Origin of the sequence: Modestobacter sp. NPDC049651 (assembly GCF_040659695.1) — a bacterium.
GTDB lineage: Bacteria > Actinomycetota > Actinomycetes > Mycobacteriales > Geodermatophilaceae > Modestobacter.
Genome location: NZ_JBFAOG010000017.1, coordinates 45,592 through 70,594, shown reverse-complemented (window position 1 = coordinate 70,594; position 25,003 = coordinate 45,592). Strand labels below are relative to the sequence as shown.

Genomic DNA, 25,003 nt, shown 5'->3' with positions numbered 1-25,003 from the left:
GGAGGCACCGTGTCCCACCTCGTCTCCGTCCAGCTGGACGTGCTGCGCGGGCTGCTCGGTGAGCTGGCCGCGCTCGCCGCGGAGCTGGACGACGACGCCGGCGCCACCGCGGTCACCGGTCGGGCGGTCGCCGACGCCCTGCCGGGCGAGGCCGGCACCCGGGCGGCCGCGGCCGGCGAGGGCTGGTCGGCGGCGCTGACCGCGCTGGCCGCGCGCACCTGCGCGGTCGCTGCCACCCTGGAGGCCGCGATCGAGAGCTACCGGGCCGCCGACGAGCAGATCGCCCAGCGGATCGAGGGCCCGGTCGGCCGGACGGCGGTGGCCCGGTGACCGGCCCGCTGACCTCCCCGCTCGCCGTCGTCGCCGCCTGGGACCCGCCCCGGCTGCGCGCCGCCGTGGCCGGCCTCGGCCTGGTCGCCGACCGGCTGCAGCCCTGGCGCACCCGGCTGGACGCGCTCGGCCGCGGGCTGGCCGGCGCGGAGGTGTGGTCCGGCCCGGCGGGCACCGCGGCCGCCACCGCGCTGAGCGAGGTGTCCGGTGCGGCCTGGTCCGTGCACCGGGCCGTGACCGGGTCGCTGGCGCAGCTGCAGGAGCTGCTGCCCGACGCGGTGGAGGCGCAGCAGCTCGCGGCCGCCGCCACCGCCCGCGCCGCGGCGGCCGGGCTCGCCCTCGACCCCGCCGGGCGGGTGGCCGGCGACCAGCCGCTCCCCGCGCCGGCGATGGCCGCCGACCAGACGGCGGCGGTCGACGACCTGCGGGCCGCCGGGCTGGCCGCGGAGGCCACCGCCGCCGAGGCGCTCGCCGCAGCCGAACGGGTCACCGCTGCCGCCGGCCGGGCGGGGGAGCCGCTGGCCGGGCTCGGCGACGTCGCCGGCGGCGGGCCGGTCTCCTTCGCCGACCTCGTCGTGCGGCTGGGCACCGGCCGCCCCCGCGACGCCGCCGAGCTGCCCCTGTACGAACGGGACCCCGGCCGCGTGGCCGCCTGGTGGGCCGGCCTGTCGCCGGCGCAGCAGATGTCCGTCGTGCGGGAGCAGCCGCTGCTCGTCGGCGGACTCGACGGCCTGCCCGCCTGGGCCCGCGACCGGGCGAACCGGTCCCGGCTGGCGCTGTCCCTGCGGGACTGGCAGCCCGACCCCGCGGTGCACCGGGTGGTGGTCGACACCGCGGCGGCGCTGGAGCCCGGACCGGACGGCGAGGTCCGCCAGCTGCTGCAGTTCGACCCGCGCGGCGGGCTGGTGAGCCTGTCGATCGGTGACCTCGACACCGCCGGGGCGGTGGCGGTGCTGGTCCCGGGCATCCGCACCGACAGCGGCGACCTGCCCGGGCTCACCGGCGATGCCGCCGACGTGCGCGCCGCCGCGGCCGCCGCCGCGCCCGGCCTGGCGGTGGCCGGGCTGGTGTGGCTCGGCTACCGCACGCCGGGGCTGCTCACCGCCCCCAGCGAGCGGGCGGCGGGCCGGGCCGGGCCGGTGCTCGACCGGGCGCTGGACGGGCTGGCCGCGGCCCGCGCGGTCCCGGGGGCCGCGCCCCCGCCCCGGACCACGGTGCTGGCGCACAGCTACGGCACCCTGGTCACCCGCCGGGCGGCCGGCGCGCCGGGCCGGCTCGCCGCCGACGCCGTCGTCCTGCTGGGCAGCCCGGGCGTCGAGGCGTGGACCGCCCGGGCGCTGGAGGCCGGTGAGGTGTACGGCGCGTGGTCCCGGGCCGACCCGGTCGCGCTGTCGGGGGCGTTCGGCTCCGGGCCCACCGACCCGTGGTTCGGCGACGTCGCGCTGCCCACGTCCGCGGGGCAGGGGCACAGCCAGTACTACGACCGCGACCGGCCCACGCTGGCCGCGATCGGCGAGGTCGTGGCCGGCACCCGGCGGCCGGGGTGAGGCCGCCCCGGCACCGGGAACAGCAGCGCCCGCCAGCCGTTGATCCACCCGACGGCACGCCCGTCAGGGCTCGCTGCCCACGCCCCCGGGTGCAGCGTGGCCTACCGTGGCGTCGCCGAGCGGGTGTGCGTCCCACCGCACCCGCGTGCGCCGGACGCGTGCCGGCGCCTGCACCAGCACCCCGACAGGAGCACCGTGCCGCCCTCCAGGACCACGAAGTCAGCCACCAGCACCGGCAAGAGCACGCCCCGCAAGCGGGCTGCCGCGGCCGGGTCCCGGCCGCTGGTGATCGTGGAGTCGCCGACCAAGGCCGGCAAGATCGCCGGCTACCTCGGCAACGGCTACGTCGTCGAGGCGAGCGTCGGCCACATCCGCGACCTGCCGCGCAACGCCGCGGACGTGCCGGCCGCCCACAAGGGCGAGTCCTGGGCGCGGCTGGGCGTCGACGTCGACCACGGCTTCGAGCCGCTGTACGTGGTGAGCCCCGACCGCAAGCAGCAGGTCAGCCGGCTCAAGCAGCTGGTCAAGGACGCCAGCGAGGTCTACCTCGCCACCGATGAGGACCGCGAGGGCGAGGCCATCGCCTGGCACCTGGTCGACACCCTCAAGCCGTCGGTCCCGGTGCGCCGGATGGTCTTCCACGAGATCACCCCCGAGGCGATCGCGCGTGCCGTCGCCAACCCGCGGGAGCTGGACACCGCCCTGGTCGACGCCCAGGAGACCCGCCGGATCCTCGACCGCCTCTACGGCTACGAGGTCTCCCCGGTGCTGTGGAAGAAGGTCCTGCCGAAGCTGTCGGCCGGCCGCGTGCAGTCGGTGGCCACCCGGATCGTGGTCGAGCGCGAGCGCGAGCGGATGGCCTTCACCGCCGCCGACTACTGGTCGCTGGAGGGCACCTTCTCCGTGCCGCGGCCGAAGGGCGCCGACGAGGGCGAGCCGACCACGCTGCGCGCCCGCCTGGTCAGCGTCGATGACAGCCGGGTCGCCACCGGCCGCGACTTCGACCCGCAGACCGGCCGGGTCACCGGTGACGTCGTCCACCTCGACGAGGCCGGCGCGCGGGGCCTCGCCGCCCGGCTCGAGGGTCGCCAGGTGAGCGTCAGCCGGGTCGACGAGAAGCCCTACCGGCGCCGTCCGTACGCCCCGTTCACCACCTCCACCCTGCAGATGGAGGCCGGCCGCAAGCTCGGCTGGTCGTCCGCGCAGGTCATGCGGGTGGCGCAGCGGCTGTACGAGAACGGCCACATCACCTACATGCGGACCGACTCGACCAACCTGTCCGACGAGGCGATCAACGCCGCCCGGCGGCAGGCCCGCGAGCTCTACGGCGATGCGTACGTGCCCGCCGAGGCGCGCCGCTACAAGAGCAAGGCCAAGGGCGCCCAGGAGGCGCACGAGGCGATCCGCCCCGCCGGCGACTCGTTCCGCACCCCCGGCCAGCTCGCCGCCCAGCTCGGCCGGGACGAGTTCCGGCTCTACGAGCTGGTCTGGCAGCGCACCGTCGCCTCCCAGATGGCCGACGCCGTCGGCCAGACGGTGAGCATCCGGCTGGCCGGCCGCTCCGCGACCGACGAGGCGGTCGAGTTCACCGCCTCCGGCCGGACCATCACCTTCCCCGGCTTCATGCGCGCCTACGTCGAGTCCCGCGACGAGGGCAGCGCGAGCAGCGCGGACGACGACCACGCCAGCGACGACGCCGAGCGCCGGCTGCCGCGGGTGGAGCGCGGGCAGTCGCTGGACACCGTCGCCCTCGACCCGCGCGGGCACACCACCAGCCCGCCGGCCCGGTACACCGAGCCGAGCCTGGTCGCCCGGCTGGAGGAGTTGGGCATCGGCCGGCCGTCGACGTACGCGTCGATCATGCAGACCATCCAGGACCGCGGGTACGTGTGGAAGAAGGGCGCCGCGCTGGTGCCCTCGTTCATCGCGTTCGCCGTGGTCAACCTGCTGGAGCAGCACTTCGCCCAGCTGGTCGACTACGACTTCACCGCGTCGCTGGAGAACGAGCTCGACGAGATCGCCAACGGCGGGCTGGGCCGGGTCGACTGGCTGACCGAGTTCTACTTCGGCGGTGAGGGCCGGCACGCCGGCGCGATCGCCCGCTCCGGCGGCCTCAAGCAGGTCATCGGCGAGCGGCTGGAGGAGATCGACGCCCGCGGCATCAACTCGATCCCGCTGCGGGCCACCGACCCCGAGGGCCGCCCGGTCGTCGTCCGGGTCGGCCGGTACGGGCCGTACCTGCAGGCCGGCGGCGAGGAGGGCCCGCGGGTCAGCATCCCCGAGGACATCGCGCCCGACGAGCTGACCAGCGAGAAGGTCGCCGAGCTGCTGTCGGCGCCGTCCAGCGACCGGGACCTGGGCACCGACCCGGAGACCGGCCACCCGGTCGCGGTGAAGGCGGGCCGGTACGGGCCCTACGTCACCACCGTCGTGCCCGAGGGGAGCAAGGAGACCCCGCGCACCGCGAGCCTGTTCAAGACCATGACGCCGGAGACGGTGACCCTCGAGCAGGCGCTGCAGCTGCTCACGCTGCCGCGCACGGTGGGCACGGACGCCGACGGCGAGGAGATCCAGGCGCTCAACGGCCGGTACGGGCCCTACCTGAAGAAGGGCACCGACTCGCGCTCGCTGGAGAGCGAGGACCGGCTGTTCACCGTCACCCTCGACGAGGCGCTGGCGATCTTCGCCCAGCCCAAGCAGCGCGGCCGCGCCGCGGCGAAGGCCCCGCTCAAGGAGCTCGGAAACGACCCGGTCAGCGGCGGTGCGGTGACCGTGCGGGAGGGCCGGTTCGGCCCGTACGTCACCGACGGCGAGCACAACGCCAGCCTGCGCAAGGGCGACGAGATCGAGACGCTGACGCTGGAGCGGGCGGCCGAGCTGCTCGCCGACCGGCGGGAGCGGGCGCCGCTGAAGAAGAAGGCGGCCAAGAAGGCCCCCGCGAAGAAGGCGGCGGCGAAGAAGACCACCGCGAAGAAGACCACCGCCAGCAAGACGGCGAAGAAGACGACGACGACGAAGGCCGCGCCCGGCGCCGTCGACCTCTCCGAGCCCGTCGCCACCAGCTGACCGGCGCGGCGGGCGGGGGGACGGGCATGGACGGCTGGCGCGAGCGGCGGACGTCGTTCGGCTCGGTCGCAGCCGAGTACGCGGCGCTGCGACCGGGCTACCCGGCCGACGTGGTGCCGTTCCTGCTCGGGACGGCGCCGCGGCGGGTGCTGGAGCTCGGCGCGGGCACCGGGCTGTTCACCGACCAGCTGCTCGCGGCCGGGCACGAGGTGCTCGCCGTCGACCCGTCCGCCGAGATGCTCGACCAGCTGCGCGCCCGGCACCCGCAGGTGCCCACGCAGGTCGGGGGAGCGGAGGCGGTCCCGCTGGCCGACGCCTCGGTCGACGCCGTGGTCGCCGCCCAGGCCGCGCACTGGTTCGACCCCGGGCCCGCGGCGGCCGAGCTGCGCCGGGTGCTGCGGCCGGGCGGAGTCGTCGGCTTCGTCTGGAACACCCGCGACGAGCGGGTGCCCTGGGTGCGCGCGCTGGGCGAGGTGCTCGCGGCCGAGGCGCGCGACCACGAGGCCGACCAGGGGGTGGTGGCCGCGTTCGCCGCGGCGCTGCCAGCCGACGTCGCGGTCGCCGACTCCGCCGTCGTCCAGACCGTGACCCCCGACCAGGTGGTCGCCGGCATCGGCACGCGCAGCTACGTCGCGACCATGGACGCCGCCCGCCGGGAGGAGTTCCTGGGGCGCGTCCGCGAGCTGATGGCCACGCACCCCGACACCCGGGGCCGGTCGGTGCTGGAGCTGCCGCACACGACCCGCGCACACCGGCTCACGCTCCGGCACTGAGGCCGCGCGCCGCCGTCGGGGCGGTGGCATGCGACCGGCAAGGGACGAAGGACCGGGTCGACCTGTCGGTGCCCGGAGGTAGCGTCCCCCCACCGGTGCAGGCCGCGCGCCGGGGAGCACGCCGCTGCCCCTCCTCGCCGGGAGGTCCCCATCAGCACCGACCCGACGGGCGCTCCGTCGCCCCGCGGGCCGTCGGCGCACCGCCCGACCGCCGACGGCGGGCCCGCCGTGCCCGCGGACGGCGCGGCCGACCTGGCCACCCGGCTGCGCGGGGTGCTGCGGGTCACCGACTTCCGCAGGTTGTGGCTCTCGATGGCGCTGTCCAGCTTCGGTGACTGGCTCGGGCTGCTGGCCATCACCGCGACCGCCACCTCGCTCGTCGACAGCTTCTCCGCGCAGAACTACGCGCTGGGTGCCGTCCTGCTGTTCCGGCTGCTGCCGGCGATCGTGCTGGGCCCGCTCGCCGGGGCGTTCGCCGACCGGTTCGACCGCCGCAAGACGATGGTGGTCTGCGACGTGCTGCGGTTCGCGCTGTTCGCCTCGATCCCGCTCGTCGGCGACCTGGTCTGGCTCTTCGTCGCCCAGTTCCTCATCGAGGCGGTCACCCTGTTCTGGCAGCCGGCCAAGGAGGCCGCCGTCCCGAACATGCTGCGCCGCGACCAGCTCGAGCCCGCCAACCAGCTCTCGCTGATCACCACGTACGGCCTCACCCCGGTGCTCGCCGCGCTCGCGTTCGCGCTGTTCAGCACGGTCGGCGACCGGCTGAGCCAGGCGGTCCCGGCGCTGACCGAGGAGGCGCTGGCGCTGTTCGTCAACGCGCTGACCTTCCTGGTCGCCGCCGTGGTCATCTGGCGGCTGCCCTCGATCAGCGGCCGTCGCGCGGGCGGGACGCAGGTCGCCGGCGAGGGCTTCCTCCGGTCCCTGCGCACCGGCTTCTCCTTCGCCGGGCACACGCCGCTGGTCCGCGGACTGGTCGTCGGCATCACCGGGGCGTTCGTCGCCGCGGGCGTGGTGATCGCCACCGCGCAGGCGTTCGTCATGTCCGTCGGCGGCGGCGAGGCGTCCTACGGGCTGCTGTTCGGCGCGGTGTTCGTCGGCCTGGGGGCGGGCATCGCGCTGGGGCCCAGCCTCGCCCACGACCTGTCCCGCGAGCGCACCTTCGGCGTGGCGATCGTCGGCGCTGGCGTCGTCGTCGCGCTGCTGGCCTGGACCTTCGCGCTGTGGATCGCGCTGCTGCTGGTCGTCCTGATGGGCTTCCTCGCCGGCATCGCCTACCTGGCCGGCTTCACCCTGCTCGGCACCGAGGTCGAGGACGAGGTGCGCGGCCGCACGTTCGCCCTGGTCCAGTCGCTGGTTCGGGCCGGGCTGATCGTCTCGCTGGCGCTGGCCCCGTTCGCCGTCGGGGCGTTCGGCAAGCACCGGGTCGCGGTCGGCCCGGTCGCCGTCGAGGTCACCGGCGAGCGGGTGATGCTGCTGGTCGCCGGGGTGCTCGCGGTCGCGGTGGGCGTGGTCGCCTACCGGCAGATGGACGACGGCCGGCCGGTGCCGCTCGTGGCCGACGTGGTGACCGCGCTGCGCCGCGACACCACCGCGCGCCGGCGGCTGGCCGGCGGGGGAGTGCTGATCGCCGTGGAGGGGGTCGCGGGCGCCGGGAAGTCCACCCAGGTCCGCCGGCTGGTGGCGTGGCTCACCGAGGAGGGCCTGGTCAGCCGGGCGACCGCCGACCCCGGCGCCCCCAGCGCGGGCCGCGGCCGGTCGGGCCCGGCGGACTCCGCCGGCCGCCCGCTCGCGCCCCGCGCCGCCGCGCTGATGCACGCCGCCGACCGCGCGCAGCACGTGCACGACGTGCTCCGCCCGGCGCTGGACGCCGGGGAGGTCGTCGTCGCCGACGGCTTCGTCGACGGCGCGCTCGCCCACCAGGGCTCCGGCCGGGCGCTGCCGATGGACGACGTCCGCACGATCTCCCGCTGGGCGACCGAGGGGCTGCACGCCGACCTGACCGTGCTGCTGGACCTGCCCGCCGAGGACGCGCTGGCCCGGGTGCACGGGCCGACCGCGGCCCGGCGGCTGCCGGCCGAGCAGCGCGACCTCCACCAGCGGGTGCGCAGCACGTTCACCGCGCTGGCCGAGGCCGACCCCGACCGCTACCTGGTGCTCGACGGCCGGCGGCCGGTCGACGAGCTGGCGGCCGCCGTCCGGGTCCGGGTCAGCGCGCTGCTGAGCGGTCTTCCGTTGCAGCAGCTGCCCACCGGCGTCCGGGTGCCCCGGGCGCGGCGCGGGGACGCGACCGGGTCCACGGCCCGGTTGCACCGGTGAGCGAGAGTGGTGGGGTGAGCGCACCCCAGTCCGACGGCGTGTGGACCGACGTGGTCGGGCAGCCGGCGGTCGTCGCCGAGCTGCGCGCCGCGGTCGCCGACCCCGCCGCCATGACCCACGCCTGGCTGTTCACCGGTCCGCCCGGGTCGGGCCGCTCGGTGGCCGCCCGCGCGTTCGCCGCGGCGCTGCAGTGCCCGGACGGCGGCGACGGCACCTGCCACCAGTGCCGCACCGTGCTGGCCGGCAGCCACGCCGACGTGCACCGCGTCGTCCCGGAGGGGTTGTCGATCGGCGTCGCCGAGGTCCGCCAGATCGTGCGCACCGCCGGCCGCGCGCCGTCCCAGGGCCGGTGGCAGATCGTCGTGGTCGAGGACGCCGACCGGATGACCGAGCAGGCCGGCAACACCGTGCTGAAGATGCTGGAGGAGCCGCCGCCGCGCACCGTGTTCCTGCTGTGCGCACCGTCGCTGCACCCCGACGACGTGCCGGTGACCATCCGCTCCCGCTGCCGGGTGGTGGCGCTGCGCACGCCCCGGGTCGACGCGGTGGCCGAGGTGCTGGTCCGGCGCGACGGGGTCGACCCGGCGCTCGCGGCGTGGTCGGCGGCTGCCGCCGGCGGGCACGTCGGCCGGGCGCGGCACCTGGCCCGGGACGAGTCGGCGCGGTTGGCCCGCAAGGCGGTGCTGGACATCCCGCTGTCGCTGGTCTCGCTGGCCGCCTGCCTCAACGCCGCTGACGACCTGGTGGCCTCGGCCAAGGAGGAGACCGACCGGACCGTCGCCGAGGTCGACGCGGTCGAGACCGAGGCGGTGAAGGCCAGCCTCGGGGTGGGGGCCCGCGGGCCGGGGGTGGCCGCGGCCAGCCGCGGCGCCGGGCAGCTCAAGGAGCTGGAGAAGCGGCAGAAGTCCCGGGCCACCCGGCTCGGGCGTGACTCGCTGGACCGGGCGCTGGTCGACCTCGCCGCCCTCTACCGCGACGCCCTGGTGGTCGCCGCGTCCGGTGGCGAACCGAACGTTCCGCTGGCCCACCCGGACCGGCGTGGCGACGCGGTCGAGCTCGCCCGGCGGATCGGGCCGGAGGGGGCGCTGCGCCGGATCGACGCGGTGCTCGCCGCCCGCACCGCGCTGGAGCAGAACGTCAAACCGCAGGTCGCCGTCGAGGCGCTCACCGTCGCGCTGCGACTGCCGGCCTGACACCCCGGGTGGTGCGCGGGCCGGGGCGGGGCGTGCCGTAAGCTCTGGGCCGCACGTCCGCCGCCTTAGCTCAGTCGGTAGAGCATCTCACTCGTAATGAGAAGGTCGTCGGTTCGATTCCGACAGGCGGCTCGCGTCCAGCGGCCCCGCCCCTCCCGGGCGGGGCCGCTGTCGTGTCCGGGCCCGGCGTGCCCGGTGACCCACCCGGCGCGCTCCGTCACGGTCCGCTGGTCAGAGGTCACGGACAGGTCGCGATCGGGTCGCGGAGGGAACACGGGACGCCGCCCGTAACACGCTGTCATTAGTCTCCCGTACGACATCTGTTCGTGAGGGAGCTGATCCGTGTCCATTCGTCTGGTTCGTGTCGGAGGTCTGCTGACCGCCGGCCTCCTCGGTGCGCTGGCGCTGAGCGCGTGCGGTGACGACTCCGGCAGCGGCGGCGACGCCGGCGCCGCCGGGGAGTCGTCGGCGTCGGCCGGGGCGGCACTGCCGTCGGTGAGCCAGGACGACGCCCTGTCCGCGCTGGTCCCGCAGTCGATCGCCAGCGACGGCACCATCGTGGTCGGCACCGACAGCACCTACGCCCCCAGCGAGTTCCTCGCCGAGGACGGGAAGACGATCGAGGGCTTCGACGTCGACCTGTTCACCCTCGTGGCGCAGAAGCTCGGCCTGAAGGCGCAGTTCCAGACCGCCGGCTTCGACTCGATCATCGCCGGCGTCGGCTCGGGCAAGTACGAGGCCGGCGTCTCGTCGTTCACCATCAACGCCGAGCGGCTGCAGGCGGCCAACATGGTCAGCTACTACTCCGCCGGCACCCAGTGGGCGACGAAGAAGGGCAACCCGGAGAAGGTCGACCCGGAGAGCGCCTGCGGCCTGAAGATCGCCGTCCAGACCGGCACCGTCCAGGTCGACGACGTCACCGCCCGCTCGCAGAAGTGCGAGGCCGACGGCAAGAAGGCCATCACCATCGACCAGTACGACGGTCAGGACCAGGCCACGGCCGCCGTCGTGTCCGGCAAGGACGTCGCCGTGCTGGCCGACTCCCCGGTCATGGCCTACGCGGTCAAGCAGACCAAGGGCCAGCTCGAGCTGCTCGGCGACATCTACGACTCCGCGCCCTACGGCTACGTCACGGCCAAGGACCAGACCCAGTTCGCCCAGGCGCTGCAGGGTGCGGTCAAGTCGCTGATCGACGACGGCAGCTACGAGAAGGTCCTGAACAACTGGGGCGTCCAGGACGGCGCGATCACCGACCCCGCGGTGAACCCCGCCGTCGGCTGACGTGACACCCCCGAGCACCGACCGGCCGGCACCGCCTGAGCAGATCCAGGCGGTGCCGGTCCGGCACCCCGGCCGCTGGGTCGCCGCCGCCGTCATCGCGGTGCTGGCGGCGATGTTCGTGCACATGCTGGTCACGAACGACGTCTTCCAGTGGTCGTTCATGTTCGACAACATGTTCGGCGGCCCGGTGCTGCGCGGCGTCCGGACGACGGTCGTCATGACCGTGCTCGCGATGCTGATCGGCGTCGCGCTGGGCGTGCTCCTCGCGGTGCTCCGGCTCTCGCCCAACCCGATCCTGTCCGGCGCGGCCTGGGTGTACGTGTGGTTCTTCCGGGCCATCCCGCGGTACGTGCTGCTGTTCGTCTGCGGCAACCTCGGCGCGCTGTACGAGCGGTACTCGTTCGGCATCCCCTTCGACCGGCAGCTCATGGACCTGTTCGGGTTCAGCGGCGACCTGCGGTTCGCGTCGTTCAGCGGCAACGAGATCTTCGCCGGGTTCACCGCCGGCCTGATCGGGCTGTCGCTGTCCGAGGGCGCCTACATGGCCGAGATCGTGCGGGCCGGCATCCAGTCCGTCGACCCGGGTCAGGCCGAGGCGGCCAGCGCGCTGGGCATGAGCCGCGCGGCCACCATGCGCCGCGTCGTCCTGCCGCAGGCGATGCGGGTGATCATCCCGCCCACCGGCAACGAGACCATCGCCATGCTGAAGGACACCTCGCTGCTGGTGGCCATCCCGGTGACCGCGGAGCTCAACTTCCAGCTGCAGGCCATCGGTGCGCGCACCTTCCAGGTCTTCCCGATGGCCATCGCCTCGGTGCTCTGGTACGTCGCGCTGGCCAGCGTGCTGATGGTCGGCCAGTACTTCCTGGAGCGCCGGTTCAGCCGCGGGTTCGGCACCGCAGAGACCAGGGCGCAGCGGGCCGCCCGCCGGGCGCAGGAAGTCGGGAGCACCCATTGAGCACCGCCGTCGGCGCGTCGGACCAGCCGTCGCCCACCCCGCCGTCCGCCGGCCACCTGATGGTCAAGGCAGAGGCCGTGCACAAGTCGTTCGGCCACGTCGAGGTCCTCAAGGGCATCGACCTGCAGGTCGCCGAGCGTGAGGTCATGTGCATCATCGGCCCGTCCGGGTCGGGGAAGTCGACCTTCCTGCGGTGCATCAACCACCTGGAGAAGATCAACGCCGGCCGGCTCTGGGTCGACGGCGACCTGGTCGGCTACCGGGAGCACGGCGGCAAGCTGCACGAGCTGCGCGACCGCGAGGTGGCCGCCCAGCGGCGGGAGATCGGCATGGTCTTCCAGCGGTTCAACCTGTTCCCGCACATGACGGCGCTGGAGAACGTGGTCGAGGCGCCCACCCGGGTCAAGCGGGTCGGCAAGGCCGCGGCCCGGGCGCGCGGCATGGAGCTGCTGGAGCGGGTGGGCCTGGGCAACCGGGCGCACAACTACCCCAGCCAGCTCTCCGGCGGTCAGCAGCAGCGCGTCGCGATCGCCCGCGCGCTGGCCATGGAGCCCAAGCTGATGCTCTTCGACGAGCCGACCTCGGCGCTCGACCCGGAGCTGGTCGGTGAGGTGCTCGACGTGATGCGCGGCCTGGCGGCCGACGGCATGACGATGATCGTGGTCACCCACGAGATGGGCTTCGCCCGCGAGGTGGGCGACACCGTGGTGTTCATGGACGACGGCGTCGTCGTCGAGTCCGGTGACCCGCGGAAGGTGCTGACCGACCCGCAGCACGAGCGCACGAAGGCGTTCCTGTCCGCCGTCCTCTGACGCCGGGCACGCCGAAGGGGGCGGTCACCGCTGCAGCGGTGACCGCCCCCTCGTCGTGAGGCTCAGTGGCCGGTGGCCTCGCGGGCCCGCTGGCGCGAGCGCTCGATCTCGGCCTCGGCCTCGGCGCGGCCGACCCAGTCGGCACCCTCGACGGACTTGCCCGGCTCGAGGTCCTTGTAGGTCTCGAAGAAGTGCTGGATCTCCAGGCGGTCGAACTCCGACACGTCGCTGATGTCCTGCAGGTGGGCCATCCGGGGGTCCGTCGCCGGGACGGTCAGGACCTTGTCGTCCCCACCCGCCTCGTCGGTCATCCGGAACATCCCGATCGCCCGGCAGGTGATCAGGCAGCCGGGGAACGTCGGCTCCTCCAGCAGGACCAGCGCGTCGAGCGGATCGCCGTCCTCACCGAGGGTCTCCTCGATGTACCCGTAGTCCGCCGGGTAGCGGGTCGAGGTGAACAGCATCCGGTCGAGGCGGATGCGTCCGGTGGCGTGGTCCAGCTCGTACTTGTTCCGCTGGCCCTTGGGGATTTCTACCGTCACGTCGAACTGCACGCGGATAGTGTGGCGTACGACTGTCCGCCGCACCTCGGCGGATGTCGAGATCGGGGGGTGGCCACCATCGCGTCGGGTCCGGACCAGCAGTCCGCCACCGGAGACGAGGAGCAGTCGACGACACCGTCGACGCCGATGGGGAACGGTACGGCCTCCGGTGTCACACCGGCCCCAGCGGCCCCGTCCGACACGCCGGACGACGCTGCGGAGCAGGTCCCCGCCGCTGCCGAGCCCGCCTCGGACGACGCTGCGGAGGACGTCCCCGCCCCTGCCGAGCCCGCTGAGTCCGCTGCCGAGCCGGCGGCGCCCGTCGACGAGGTGCCGTCGACCGCTGTCGACGAGGCGCAGGACGCGGCCGTCCCCGAGCCCGCGGCGGCAGACGTCGAGGACGCGGAGCCGGAGCCGGTGGTCGAGGCGGAGCCGGTCGCCGAGCCGGAGCCGGTCGCCGAGGCGGAGCCGGTCGCCGAGCCGGAGCCGACCGTCGAGGCGGCGCCGGCTGTGGAGAGCGAGCCGGTTGCCGAGCCGGAGCCTGTCGTCGAGCCGGAGCCGGAGCCGGAGCCGGAGCCGGAGCCGGAGCCGGAGCCGGTCGCCGAGGCCGAGCCCACCGATGAGTCGGAGCCCGAGGTCGTCGCCGAGGCGGAGCCGCCCGCCGAGACCGAGCCGCCCGCCGAGACCGCCCCCGTCGCCGCCGCACCCGAGCCGGCCGAGCAGGCCGAGCCGGTCGCTGAGCCCGCCCCCGAGGTCGTTGCCGAGGCCGAGCCCGTCGCCGAGGTCGAGCCCGCTGCCGAGGAGCAGCCTGTCGCCGAGGCAGAGCCGGCGGCGGAGGCCGAGCCGGCGCTCGAGACGGCCGTCGACCCGGCGGACGCCGCCGAGCCCGAAGTCCTCACCGCCCCCGAGCCCCCGGCCGAACCCGCACCGCAGACCGCGCCCGAGCCGGAGGCCGCCACCCCGGCCGAGGCCGAGCAGCACGCCGAGCCCGAGGCGGAGCAGCACGCCGAGCCCGAGGTGGACGTCGAGCCCGAGGCCGTCGCGGAGGTCCAGCCCGAGCCGGCGGCCACGGAGCCGGTCGCGCCGGCAGCGGAGGCGGCGCCCGAGGTCGACGCCGAGCCGGAGCCCGAGCAGTACGTCGAGCCGGTTCGCGAGGCAGCGCCCGAGCCCGAGGCGTACGTCGAGCCCGAGCAGTACGTCGAGCCCGTTCGCGAGGCAGCGCCCGAGTCGCAGCCCCACGTCGAGCCCGAGCAGTACGTCGGGCCCGAGCAGTACGTCGAGCCCGAGCCGCCGGTCGCGCCCGAGCCGCCCGCCGCGCCGGCGCCGTACGCGCCGCCGCCGGTCCCGTCCGCCCCACCGGCCCGCCAGCAGCGCCGGTCGACGCCCGCCGGTCTGCCGCCGGTGCCGCCGCCCCGCCGTCCGGCCCCTGCGGCGGCACCCCGGCCGGCCGCCGAGCAGGCGCCGCCGGTGCGGCCCACGCCGCAGCCGCGCCCCACGCCCGCCCCGCCGGCCGGGGCCACCCCCGCCCCCGTCGCCGTACCGGTGAAGCGCGGTCGGGGCCGGAAGCTGCTCATCGCGCTGGTCTCGCTCGTCCTCGCGCTGGCCGTCGTCGCCGGCGCGGTGCTGGTCGCGATCAACCTGACCGGCAGCGACAGCTCCGCGTCCGGCGCGGCACCGGTGCCGGACGCCGTCCTGCCCCAGCTCGGCGAGCCCCGGCCGGTGCTCGCCGAGCTGTCCTCGACCGCCCCGATGCCCGACCCCGGCACCCTCAGCGGCGTCCTCGGCCCGCTGCTGGACAAGCCGACGATCGGCACCGGGCTGTCGGCGCAGGTCGTCGACGTCGCCACCGGCACCGTGCTCTACGACCGGGACGCCGCCGACCCCGCCACGCCCGCCTCCACGGCGAAGCTGGTCACCGCCGTCGCCGCGCTCACCACCCTCGGCCCCTCGCACACGATCACCACGAAGGTGGTCAGCGGCAGCACCCCGGGCGAGGTGGTCCTGGTCGGCGGCGGCGACCCCACGCTGTCGACCACCGACCCCTCGCAGAGCTACCCGGGCGCGCCCACGGTCGCCGACCTCGCCGGCCAGGTGACGAAGGCCCTCGCCGGGCAGCCGGTCACCCGCGTCGTCGTCGACACCTCGCTGTACTCCGGGGACACGACCGGTCCCGGCTGGCAGCCCGACGACGCACCCTCCACTTACGCGGCCCCGGTGCTCGCGGTGGCCGTCGACGGCGCCCGCACCGACCCGGGCGACCCGAAGTCGATGCGCAGCGCGAACCCCGCGACCGACGCGGGCCGGGCCCTCGCGCGGGCGCTCGGGGCCCCCGCGGCCGCGGTCACCACCGGCACCGCGCCGTCCGGTGCGGCGACGCTGGGCACCGTCCGGTCGGCGCCGGTCGAGCGGCTGGTGGAGCAGGCGCTCAAGGCCTCGGACAACCTGCTCGCCGAGTCGCTGGCCCGGCAGGTGGCGATCGCGGCGAAGCAGCCGGCCAGCTTCCAGGGCGCGGCCACCGCGGTCGTCGACGCGATCGCGAAGGCCGGCGTCGACACCAGCGGGCTGACCCTCACCGATGGCAGCGGCCTCTCCCAGGACGACCGGGTACCGGCCGCGCTGCTGGTCCGGCTGGTCCGCGGCGCCGCCGACGGCTCGCTGCCGGCCGCCTCCGGGCTGCTCAACGGGCTGCCGGTGGCCGGCTACGACGGCACGTTGTCCGACCGGGCGGTCACCGGCGGGAAGAGCGCCCCGGGCGCGGTCCGGGCGAAGACCGGCACGCTGCTGGGGGTCAACGACCTGGCCGGCACGGTGGTCACCGCCGACGGGCGGCTGCTCGCCTTCGCCGTCATGGCCGACGGCACGGTGGGCGCGCTGACGGCCGGCGAGGGCGCGCTCGACGTCGTCGGCGACGCCCTGGCCGGGTGCGGCTGCCGCTGACCCCTCTCCGGGGGCGCCGGCAGCACGTACGGTGGGCCGATGAGCCGTGCCTCCTCGCTCGTCGACTGGGACCTCGCCGGCCGCACCGCTCGCCGGCTGCAGGGCCCCGGCCCCACCACGACCCGTGACGAGGCGGCCGCCGTCGTCGCCGAGCTGCACGAGGCAGCCGCGACCGCCGTCGCGCACGTCGAGGGCCTGACCGGCCTGCACCCGGTCGCCGGTGGGCCGACGCCGACCGTCGCGGTCGTCGACCGGCCGGGCTGGGTCGACGCGAACACCCTCGGCATGTCCGCCGTCCTCGACCCGCTGGCCGAGGCCCTCCAGCTCAAGCAGGGCAGCACCCCCGGTCCGTTCGCCGCCGCGATCGGCTCCCGGGTCACCGGCGCCCAGGCCGGCGCGGTGCTGGCGTTCCTGTCCTCGCGGGTGCTCGGCCAGTACGAGGTGTTCGGCAGCGGCGGCCGGCTGCTGCTCGTCGCCCCGAACATCGTGGAGACCGAGCGCCGGCTCGGCGTCGACCCCAGCGACTTCCGGCTGTGGGTCTGCCTGCACGAGGTCACCCACCAGCTGCAGTTCACCGCCGTCCCCTGGCTGCGCACGCACCTGGAGCAGCAGATCGGCCAGTTCGTCGAGGTCAGCGACCTCAGCACCGACGTGCTCCGGGAGCGGCTGGCCGACGTCGTCCGCAGCCTCGGCGACGCGGTGCGCGGCGGGGACGCCGACGACGACCGCCCGCAGGGCCTGATGGCCCTGGTCAGCGACCCCGAGCAGCAGGCCGTGCTCGACCGGGTCACCGCGGTGATGAGCCTGGTCGAGGGGCACGCCGAGTACGTGATGGACGGCGTCGGCCCGGAGGTCGTGCCGTCGGTGCGCACCCTGCGCAAGCGGTTCGCCCAGCGCCGCAAGGGCCGCGGGCCGGTCGACCGGGTGCTCCGCCGGCTGCTGGGCCTGGAGCAGAAGATGCAGCAGTACGCCGACGGGCGGGTGTTCGTGTCCGGGGTCGTCGACCTCGCCGGCATGGCCGGGTTCAACCAGGTGTGGGAGCGCCCGGAGAACCTCCCGCGCAAGGAGGAGCTCACCGAGCCGCGCGCCTGGGTCGAGCGGGTGCTGCGCTCCACCCCCGCCCTGCCCGCCTGAGGTGGTCGGCCCCGCACCCGCGGTGGCCGCGCTGCGGTCCGCCGTCCGGCCGGGCCTGCGCTCCTCGGCGCAGCCGGTGCTGGTCGCCTGCAGCGGGGGAGCGGACTCCCTCGCGCTGGCCGCCGCGCTGGCGTTCGAGGCGCGCGCCGCCGGGGTCGCGGTGGGCGGGGTGACCGTCGACCACGGCCTGCAGGCCGGCTCGGCCGACCGCGCGGCCGCCACGGCGGAGCTGCTGCGCGGGCTTGGGCTCGACCCGGTGCGCACCCTCCCGGTGACCGTCGGCGACGACGGGGGACCCGAGGCGGCCGCCCGCACCGCCCGGTACGCAGCGCTGGCCCGGGTGGCCGGCGCGCACGGTGCGCGGATCGCGCTCGGGCACACCCTCGACGACCAGGCCGAGACCGTCCTGCTCGGGCTCGGCCGCGGGTCCGGCCCGCGCTCGGTGGCCGGCATGGTCGCCGACCGGGTGGACGGCGGGGTCCGCTGGTGGCGGCCGCTGCTCGGCGTGCGGCGGGCCACCACCCGGCAGGCCTGCGCCGACCAGGACCTCCCGGTGTGGGACGACCCCTGGAACACCGACCCCCGGTTCTCCCGGGTGCGGCTGCGCACCGAGGTGCTGCCGCTGCTGGAGGAGGTGCTCGGCGGGGGCGTCGCGCCGGCGCTGGCCCGCACCGCCCAGCTGCTGCGGGAGGACCTCACCGCCCTCGACGACCTGGCCGCCGAGCAGTTGACCCGGCTGACCGTGGGCGCCGACCTGGACTCCGGGCCGCTGGCCGCGCTGCCCGACGCGGTGCGCCGCCGGGTGCTGCGGGGCTGGCTGCGCGGGCGAGGGGTGCCGGACCTGCAGGCGGTCCACCTCGCCGCCGTCGACGCGCTCGTCACCCGGTGGAGGGGGCAGGGTCCCGTCCACCTACCCGGAGGTACGGCCGCCGTCCGGGCGTCTGGCAGGCTGGTCCTGCAGCCGGCCGCCCGGACCGCCGCGGCGGAGCCGCCCGCGGCAGCCCCCGGCGCCGGCTGACGCGCCCCCGACGAACTGCTCTGCACCACCCTGCCCGCCCTGACGAGGAGCTCCTGCCGTGACCGAGTCCGCCGCCCCCACCGCCACCGGAGCGCCGGCAGCCGGTCCCCTGGGTCCCGACCACGGCTACGGCCCGGACATCGACCACGTGCTGCTCACCGAGGCGCAGATCCAGGAGAAGATCGAGCAGCTCGCCACGGAGATCGCCGTCGACTACGCCGGCCGCGAGGTGCTGCTGGTCGGCGTGCTCAAGGGCGCCGTGCTGTTCATGTCCGACTTCGCCCGGGCGCTGCAGCTGCCCACCCAGATGGAGTTCATGGCCGTCTCGTCCTACGGCAGCTCCACCAGCTCCTCCGGCGTGGTCCGCATCCTCAAGGACCTCGACCGGGACATCGCCGACAAGCACGTGCTGGTGCTCGAGGACATCATCGACTCCGGCCTGACGCTGTCCTGGCTGCTGAAGAACCTCGGCGCCCGCCGGCCGGCGAGCCTCGAGGTCTGCGCGCTGCTGCGCAAGCCCGACGCGATCAAGGTCGAGGTGCCGGTCAGGTACGTCGGCTTCGACATCCCCAACGAGTTCGTCGTCGGGTACGGCCTGGACTACGCCGAGCGCTACCGGGACCTGCCCTACATCGGCACGCTCAAGCCCGAGGTCTACTCCTCCTGACGCCCGGCTCCTGACCCCGGCCCGGGCCGCCGGACACCCAGCCTGCGGGCGGGTCGCGGCCAGCGGGGACACAGGTCGGCCGGTGTACCGTCGTCGCAACGACGTCGTCCAGCGCCGGGGTGGCCCACCTCCGCGTGGGCGGCGTTCCCGACGATCAGGAGGGTCGACGGGCACCTGGGGCCCGCCCCGGATGCGCCCGGCATCGGTGTATGGAACGTAAGAAGATGGTCCGGTCGCCCTGGCTCTGGGTGGTCCTCGTCCTCGTCATCGTCGTCATCGGGTCCAGCCTGTTCCGGGGCAACGGCGGTTACGACTCCGTGCCGACCTCGGTGGCGCTGGCCCAGTTCTCCGACGGCAACGTCGACGAGGTCACGATCAACGACAAGGAACAGACGCTCGATCTGGACCTGAAGTCGCCGGTCGACGGCAAGGACAAGATCACCACGTCCTACCCGGCCGGCGCGTCGGACGACATCTTCGACCTGGTCCGAGGCACCGACTCGCAGACGTCGGCCACCGGTGACAACGCGGTCCGCTTCGACACGCACGTCAGCCAGGACAACCTCTTCCTGAACCTGCTGTTCAGCTTCCTGCCCTTCATCCTGCTGCTCGGCCTGCTGTTCTGGCTGTTCAACTCGATGCAGGGCGGCGGCCGGGGCGTCATGGCCTTCGGCAAGTCCAAGGCCAAGCAGGTCACCAAGGACACCCCCAAGACGACGTTCGCCGACGTCGCCGGCGCCGACGAGGCCGTCGAGGAACTGCACGAGATCAAGGACTTCCTGCAGAACCCGGTCAAGTTCCAGGCCATCGGCGCGAAGATCCCCAAGGGCGTGCTGCTGTTCGGTCCGCCCGGGACCGGCAAGACGCTGCTGGCCCGCGCGGTGGCCGGCGAGGCGGGCGTGCCGTTCTACTCGATCTCCGGGTCGGACTTCGTCGAGATGTTCGTCGGTGTCGGCGCCAGCCGCGTCCGCGACCTGTTCAACCAGGCCAAGGAGAACGCGCCGGCGATCATCTTCATCGACGAGATCGACGCCGTCGGCCGGCACCGCGGCGCTGGCATGGGCGGCGGCCACGACGAGCGCGAGCAGACGCTCAACCAGATGCTCGTCGAGATGGACGGCTTCGACGTCAAGGGCGGCGTCATCCTCATCGCCGCGACCAACCGGCCGGACATCCTCGACCCCGCGCTGCTGCGCCCGGGCCGCTTCGACCGGCAGATCGCCGTCGACCGCCCCGACCTGCTCGGCCGCGTCGCCGTCCTGAAGGTGCACGCCACCGGCAAGCCGCTGGCGCCCGACGTCGACCTGGAGACCGTCGCCCGCCGGACGCCGGGCTTCACCGGCGCCGACCTGGCCAACGTCCTCAACGAGGCCGCGCTGCTCACCGCCCGCCACAACGGCACGGTGATCACCGACGAGACCCTCGAGGAGGCGATCGACCGCGTCATCGCCGGCCCGGAGCGCAAGACCCGGGCGATGAGCGACAAGGAGAAGAAGGTCACCGCCTACCACGAGGGCGGGCACGCCCTGGTGGCGCACGCGATGCCCAACCTCGACCCGGTGCACAAGGTGACGATCCTGCCGCGCGGCCGCTCGCTGGGGCACACGCTCGTGCTGCCGACCGAGGACAAGTACACCCAGACGCGCTCGGAGATGATCGACACCCTCGCCTACGCGCTGGGTGGCCGGGCCGCCGAGGAGCTCGTCTTCCACGAGCCCACCACCGGCGCCGGCAACGACATCGAGAAGGCCACCTCGATGGCCAAGGCGATGGTCACCCAGTACGGCATGAGCGCCAAGCTGGGCGCGGTGAAGTACGGCAGCACCGACTCCGAGCCCTTCCTCGGCCGGGACATGGGCTCGCGGCCGGACTACTCCGAGGCGGTCGCCGCCGACATCGACGGCGAGGTCCGCGCGCTCATCGAGGCCGCGCACGACGAGGCCTGGGAGATCCTGGTCGAGTACCGGGACGTCCTGGACGCGCTGGTGCTCGAGCTGATCGAGAAGGAGACCCTGTCCCGCGAGGACATGGACCGCATCTGCGCGCCGGTGACCAAGCGCCCGTCGCTGGCCCCGTACAACGGGTTCGGCAAGCGGACGCCGTCGCAGCGCGGCCCGGTGCAGACCCCGGCCGAGCGGGCCGCGGCCAACGGGCACGCGGACACCGCGCCGGTCGGGGACGTGGGCGCCCCGGCGCAGGGCCGGTGAGCGCCGCCGACCGCGCCGAGCCGGAGCCGCTGGACGGCGTGGGGCTGGACCCGCGCACCAGCGACACCGCCGGCGACCTGCGCCCGGACCGCATCGACGCGCCGCGGATCGAGGCCGCCGTCCGGGAGATCCTCGCCGCCATCGGCGAGGACCCGGACCGGCCCGGCCTGGTCGACACCCCGGCCCGGGTGGCCCGCGCCTACGCGGAGACCTTCGCCGGCCTGGCGCAGGACCCGTACGACGTGCTGGCGACGACCTTCGCCGAGGACCACGACGAGCTCGTGCTGGTCAAGGACATCCCGATGTACTCGACCTGCGAGCACCACCTGGTGCCCTTCCACGGCAAGGCGCACGTCGGCTACATCCCCGGTGCCGACGGCAAGGTGACCGGCCTGTCGAAGCTGGCACGGCTGGTCGAGGTCTACGCCCGGCGCCCGCAGGTGCAGGAGCGGATGACCCGGCAGATCGCCGACGCCCTCTTCGAGGTGCTCAAGCCGCGCGGCGTCATCGTGGTGATCGAGGCCGAGCACCTGTGCATGGCGATGCGGGGGATCCGCAAGCCCGGGTCGACCACGATGACCTCGGCGGTGCGCGGCATCTTCCGCGAGAAGCAGGCCACGCGCAGTGAGGCGATGAGCCTCATCCTCGGCCGGTGACGGTGCCGTGAGCATCGCAGCGAGCGCCGGCGAGCGAGGAGCGGAGCGGGGCCGGAACCGGCCCAGAAGGCTCGGCCGGTGACGGCGCTCCAGCTCCCGCGGCCGGGCCGCACCCTGGTCATGGGCGTCCTCAACGTCACGCCCGACTCCTTCTCCGACGGCGGGACGTTCGCCGACCCGGCGGCCGCGGTCGCGCACGGGCTGGCGATGCACGAGGCCGGCGCGGCCTACGTCGACGTCGGAGGTGAGTCGACCCGGCCGGGCGCCGACCGGGTCGACACCGGCGAGGAGTGCCGTCGCGTCGTCCCCGTGGTGCGCGAGCTCGCCGGCGCCGGGGTGCGGGTCAGCGTCGACACCACCCGCGCCGAGGTGGCCGAGGCGGCGCTGGACGCCGGTGCGGTGCTGGTCAACGACGTCAGCGGGGGGCTCGCCGACGCCGGCATGGCCCGGCTGGTCGCCGACAGCGGCGTGCCGTGGGTGCTCATGCACTGGCGCGGGCACAGCCGCGAGATGTACGCCGCGGCCCGCTACGGCGACGTCGTCACCGAGGTCGCGGCCGAGCTGACCGCGCGGGTCGAGGACGTCGTCGCCGCGGGCGTCGCGCCCGAGCAGCTGGTGCTGGACCCCGGCCTCGGCTTCGCCAAGAACGCCGAGCACAACTGGGCGCTGCTCGCCGGGCTGGACCGGCTGGTCGCCCTCGGGCTGCCGCTGCTGGTCGGCGCCTCCCGCAAGACCTTCCTGGGCCGGCTGCTCGCCGGCCCCGACGGCGGGCTCCGGCCCGTGGAGGGCCGGGAGACCGCGACCGCCGCGATCTCGCTGCTGGCCGCGCAGGCCGGGGCGTGGGGGGTGCGCGTGCACGAGCCGGTGCCGTCGCTGGACGCGATCGCCACCCTGGAGGCGGTCCGCAACGCAGGAGGACGACGTGGCTGATCCGACCCCCGACCGCATCACGGTGCGCGGGCTGACCGCGCACGGCTTCCACGGGGTCTACCCGGCCGAGCGGGAGCACGGGCAGACCTTCCGCGCGGACGCCGTCCTCGAGCTGGACACCGCCCCGGCCGCCGCCACCGACGACCTCGAGCTGACGGTCAACTACGCGGAGCTCGCCCAGCGGCTGCACGCGGTGCTCGCCGGCGACCCTGTCGACCTGCTCGAGACCCTCGCGCAGCGGCTGGCCGACGTCGCGCTGTCCTACCCGGTCGTGACCGCCGTCGAGATCACCGTGCACAAGCCCGAGGTCGACCTCGGCGTGCCGGCGGACGACGTCACGGTCGCGATCCGCCGGACGCGCGCATGACCCGGGCGGTCCTCTCCCTCGGCGCCAACCTCGGGGACCGCGCCGGCACGCTGCGCGCCGCCATCACCGCGCTCAAGGACGACGGGCTGGTCGCCCGCTCGATGCTCTACGAGACGCCGCCGTGGGGGCCGGTCGAGCAGCCGCCGTACCTCAACGCGATCGTCGTCGTCCGCGGCGTCCGGGACGCCGCCGGCTGGCTGGCCCGCGCGCACGAGCTGGAGCAGGCCGCCGGGCGCACCCGCGAGGTGCGGTGGGGCGCCCGCACGCTGGACGTCGACGTCGTCACCGTCACCGCGGACGACGGCACCCCGGTGCTCTCCGACGACCCGGAGCTCACCCTGCCGCACCCGCGGGCGCACGAGCGGGCGTTCGTGCTCGTGCCGTGGCTGTCGCTGGAGCCGACCGCGGAGCTGCCCGGGGCCGGGAAGGTCGCCGACCTGGTGGCCGCGCTGCCGGCCGACGACGTGGCCGGCGTGGTCCGCTGGGAGCAGCTGGCGTGAGCCCGGTCCGCCGCCGCGACCTGGTGCTGCTCGCCGTCCTGGTGGCCGCCGCCACCTGGGCGGTGGTGCGGACCCGCTACGGCGACCTGCCCCGGCTGGTGTGGTGGCAGCCGCTGCCGCTGGGCGTGCTCGCGGTCGCCGAGGCGCTCGGCGCCCGATCGCTGCGCTCGCGGCTGTCGGCGCTGCGGCAGGCCCGCCGCGACCCGGCCAGCGTGGCGCGCCCGGCGGCGCTGCGACCGGTCGAGCCGCTGCTGGTCGCCCGGCTGGTGGTCGTCGCCCAGGCCAGCGCCTGGGTGGGGGCGGTCTTCACCGGTGTGTGGGCGGGCGTGCTGCTGCACACCGTGCCGTCGCTCGCCCGGCTCACCGCCGCCCGCGGCGACACCGTCACCGGCGTGATCGGGGTGCTGTGCGCCGCGGGCCTCGCGGTCGCCGCGCTGTGGCTCGAGCACGTCTGCAAGATCCCGCCCGAGGACGACGAGCAGCCCCCCAACGGCGTCCGCGCCTAGCCCGCCCGCCGTGACCCGCCCGTCGGCAGGGTCAGGCGAGGGCGGCGCCGGCGGTCTCGGGCTCGGTGCCCTCCACCGAGCGGCGCAGCGCCCGGTGCAGCGACTCCGGCGTCAGCACGCCGCAGAACCGGTCGCCGTCCAGCACCGCCACCCAGCCGGCCTCGAGCTGCAGCATCGTCGAGAACGCCGTCTTCAGGCTCGCGCCGGTCGGCACCCACGCCTCCATCCGCCGGGCGGCGTCGCGCACCGTGCCGCTGCCGGCGGCGCGCTCGGCGGAGATCCAGCCGCGCAGCGCCTGGTCGCCGTCGAGCACCACGGCCCACCGGGCGCCGCTGGCGGCCAGGACGGCGCGGGCATCGGCCAGCCCGTCGTCCTCGTGGACGACCGGCGGGTGCTCCAGGTCGTGGGTGTCGATGCCGGTCACCGCGAGCCGCTTGAGGCCGCGGTCGGCGCCCACGAAGTCGGCGACGAACGGGGTCGCCGGCGACCCGAGCAGCTCGGCCGGGGGAGCGAACTGCTCGATCGTCCCGCCCTCGCTCATCACCGCGATCCGGTCGCCGAGCCGCACGGCCTCCTCGATGTCGTGGGTGACGAACACGATGGTCTTGCGGACGGCGTCCTGCAGCCGCAGGAACTCCGACTGCAGCCGCTCCCGCACGATCGGGTCGACGGCGGAGAACGGCTCGTCCATCAGCAGCACCGACGGGTCGGCGGCCAGCGCCCGGGCCACCCCCGCGCGCTGCCGCTGACCGCCGGACAGCTGGTGCGGGTAGCGGTCGCCGAACGTCGCCGGGTCCAGGCCCACCAGGTCCAGCAGCTCGTCGACCCGCTCGGTGGTCCGCCGCCGGTCCCAGCCCAGCAGCCGGGGCACCGTCGCCACGTTCCGCCGCACGGTCTGGTGGGGGAACAGCCCGATGCTCTGGATGACGTAGCCGATCCGCCGGCGCAGCTGCTCGGCGGGCACCCGGGTGACGTCCTCGCCGCCGAGCAGGATCCGGCCGGTCGACGGCTCGATGATCCGGTTGATCATCTTCATCGTCGTCGTCTTCCCGCAGCCGGAGGGGCCGACCAGCACGGTCAGCTCGCCCGCGGCGAAGGTCAGGTCCAGCTCCCGGACGGCGACCGTGCCGTCGGGGTAGACCTTGCTGATCCCCTCGAGCCGGATCTCCTCGGCGGACGGGCTGGCAGCGGAACCGGCGGTGGGAGCAGTAGCGTCCACGTCGTGGCCTTCCTGGCAGGCGCCCGGTGCTAGGCGCGACGAGC

21 protein-coding genes and 1 tRNA gene are annotated in these 25,003 nt (G+C 75.2%); 20 read left to right on the top strand and 2 right to left on the bottom strand.

Annotation, left to right across the window (positions count from 1 at the left end; translation table 11 throughout):
- Window positions 1–9: 9 nt before the first annotated feature.
- From AB0J00_RS18915 to AB0J00_RS18870, 10 genes are all read left to right on the top strand, one after another.
- A complete protein-coding gene (locus AB0J00_RS18915) occupies window positions 10–330 on the top strand; it encodes a hypothetical protein (RefSeq protein WP_357747716.1) in 321 nt (106 codons plus the stop codon).
- Complete coding sequence (locus AB0J00_RS18910; RefSeq protein ID WP_357747714.1) at window positions 327–1,877, top strand: alpha/beta hydrolase; 1,551 nt, start codon at window positions 327–329, stop codon at window positions 1,875–1,877. The genes AB0J00_RS18915 and AB0J00_RS18910 overlap by 4 nt, the downstream gene beginning before the upstream one ends.
- A gap of 195 nt (window positions 1,878–2,072) precedes the next feature.
- Window positions 2,073–4,943: a type I DNA topoisomerase gene (gene topA / locus AB0J00_RS18905; RefSeq protein WP_357747712.1), complete on the top strand. Its 2,871-nt coding sequence runs from the start codon at window positions 2,073–2,075 to the stop codon at window positions 4,941–4,943.
- A 26-nt stretch (window positions 4,944–4,969) separates the two neighbouring features.
- The gene (locus AB0J00_RS18900) at window positions 4,970–5,716 is read left to right on the top strand and encodes a class I SAM-dependent methyltransferase (RefSeq protein WP_357747710.1); all 747 of its coding nucleotides are present in this window, start codon (window positions 4,970–4,972) and stop codon (window positions 5,714–5,716) included.
- Window positions 5,717–5,944: 228 nt separating this feature from the next.
- Window positions 5,945–8,032: a dTMP kinase gene (tmk, locus tag AB0J00_RS18895; RefSeq protein ID WP_357747707.1), complete on the top strand. Its 2,088-nt coding sequence runs from the start codon at window positions 5,945–5,947 to the stop codon at window positions 8,030–8,032.
- Between the two features lie 14 nt (window positions 8,033–8,046).
- Window positions 8,047–9,225 (top strand): DNA polymerase III subunit delta', encoded by a 1,179-nt coding sequence (locus AB0J00_RS18890; RefSeq protein ID WP_357747705.1) that lies wholly within the window; start codon window positions 8,047–8,049, stop codon window positions 9,223–9,225.
- A gap of 59 nt (window positions 9,226–9,284) precedes the next feature.
- Window positions 9,285–9,357: transfer RNA gene (locus tag AB0J00_RS18885), tRNA-Thr, on the top strand.
- 210 nt (window positions 9,358–9,567) lie between these two features.
- Window positions 9,568–10,506, top strand: coding sequence for an ABC transporter substrate-binding protein (locus AB0J00_RS18880; protein ID WP_357747703.1), 939 nt, complete (start codon window positions 9,568–9,570; stop codon window positions 10,504–10,506).
- 1 nt (window position 10,507) lies between these two features.
- Complete coding sequence (locus AB0J00_RS18875; protein WP_357747701.1) at window positions 10,508–11,464, top strand: amino acid ABC transporter permease; 957 nt, start codon at window positions 10,508–10,510, stop codon at window positions 11,462–11,464.
- A 59-nt stretch (window positions 11,465–11,523) separates the two neighbouring features.
- On the top strand, window positions 11,524–12,276 hold the full coding sequence (locus AB0J00_RS18870; protein WP_357747788.1) for an amino acid ABC transporter ATP-binding protein: 753 nt from the start codon (window positions 11,524–11,526) through the stop codon (window positions 12,274–12,276).
- A 62-nt stretch (window positions 12,277–12,338) separates the two neighbouring features.
- Here AB0J00_RS18870 and AB0J00_RS18865 read toward each other — a convergent pair whose 3' ends face one another.
- Window positions 12,339–12,830 (bottom strand): inorganic diphosphatase, encoded by a 492-nt coding sequence (locus tag AB0J00_RS18865; RefSeq protein ID WP_357747698.1) that lies wholly within the window; start codon window positions 12,828–12,830, stop codon window positions 12,339–12,341.
- A gap of 318 nt (window positions 12,831–13,148) precedes the next feature.
- Between AB0J00_RS18865 and dacB the strand changes: the two genes are divergently transcribed.
- From dacB to AB0J00_RS18815, 10 genes are all read left to right on the top strand, one after another.
- Window positions 13,149–15,755, top strand: a complete 2,607-nt coding sequence (gene dacB / locus AB0J00_RS18860; RefSeq protein ID WP_357747696.1) for a D-alanyl-D-alanine carboxypeptidase/D-alanyl-D-alanine-endopeptidase — start codon at window positions 13,149–13,151, stop codon at window positions 15,753–15,755.
- Window positions 15,756–15,794: 39 nt separating this feature from the next.
- Complete coding sequence (locus AB0J00_RS18855; protein ID WP_357747694.1) at window positions 15,795–16,889, top strand: zinc-dependent metalloprotease; 1,095 nt, start codon at window positions 15,795–15,797, stop codon at window positions 16,887–16,889.
- A 22-nt stretch (window positions 16,890–16,911) separates the two neighbouring features.
- Entirely contained in the window at window positions 16,912–17,907 is a 996-nt protein-coding gene (gene tilS / locus AB0J00_RS18850; protein ID WP_357747691.1) for a tRNA lysidine(34) synthetase TilS, read from the top strand.
- 109 nt (window positions 17,908–18,016) lie between these two features.
- Window positions 18,017–18,574: a hypoxanthine phosphoribosyltransferase gene (hpt, locus tag AB0J00_RS18845; protein ID WP_357747785.1), complete on the top strand. Its 558-nt coding sequence runs from the start codon at window positions 18,017–18,019 to the stop codon at window positions 18,572–18,574.
- Window positions 18,575–18,783: 209 nt separating this feature from the next.
- Window positions 18,784–20,781: an ATP-dependent zinc metalloprotease FtsH gene (gene ftsH, locus AB0J00_RS18840; RefSeq protein WP_357747688.1), complete on the top strand. Its 1,998-nt coding sequence runs from the start codon at window positions 18,784–18,786 to the stop codon at window positions 20,779–20,781.
- Between the two features lie 77 nt (window positions 20,782–20,858).
- Window positions 20,859–21,437, top strand: a complete 579-nt coding sequence (gene folE / locus AB0J00_RS18835) for a GTP cyclohydrolase I FolE (protein ID WP_357747783.1) — start codon at window positions 20,859–20,861, stop codon at window positions 21,435–21,437.
- Window positions 21,438–21,515: 78 nt separating this feature from the next.
- Entirely contained in the window at window positions 21,516–22,367 is an 852-nt protein-coding gene (folP, locus tag AB0J00_RS18830) for a dihydropteroate synthase (protein WP_357747686.1), read from the top strand.
- Window positions 22,360–22,734, top strand: coding sequence for a dihydroneopterin aldolase (folB, locus tag AB0J00_RS18825; RefSeq protein WP_357747684.1), 375 nt, complete (start codon window positions 22,360–22,362; stop codon window positions 22,732–22,734). The genes folP and folB overlap by 8 nt, the downstream gene beginning before the upstream one ends.
- A complete protein-coding gene (folK, locus tag AB0J00_RS18820) occupies window positions 22,731–23,234 on the top strand; it encodes a 2-amino-4-hydroxy-6-hydroxymethyldihydropteridine diphosphokinase (RefSeq protein ID WP_357747682.1) in 504 nt (167 codons plus the stop codon). The genes folB and folK overlap by 4 nt, the downstream gene beginning before the upstream one ends.
- Window positions 23,231–23,740, top strand: coding sequence for a DUF3180 domain-containing protein (locus AB0J00_RS18815; protein ID WP_357747680.1), 510 nt, complete (start codon window positions 23,231–23,233; stop codon window positions 23,738–23,740). The genes folK and AB0J00_RS18815 overlap by 4 nt, the downstream gene beginning before the upstream one ends.
- A gap of 31 nt (window positions 23,741–23,771) precedes the next feature.
- On the opposite strand, the gene AB0J00_RS18810 is transcribed toward AB0J00_RS18815, so the two are convergent.
- On the bottom strand, window positions 23,772–24,959 hold the full coding sequence (locus AB0J00_RS18810; protein ID WP_357747677.1) for an ATP-binding cassette domain-containing protein: 1,188 nt from the start codon (window positions 24,957–24,959) through the stop codon (window positions 23,772–23,774).
- Window positions 24,960–25,003: the final 44 nt, after the last annotated feature.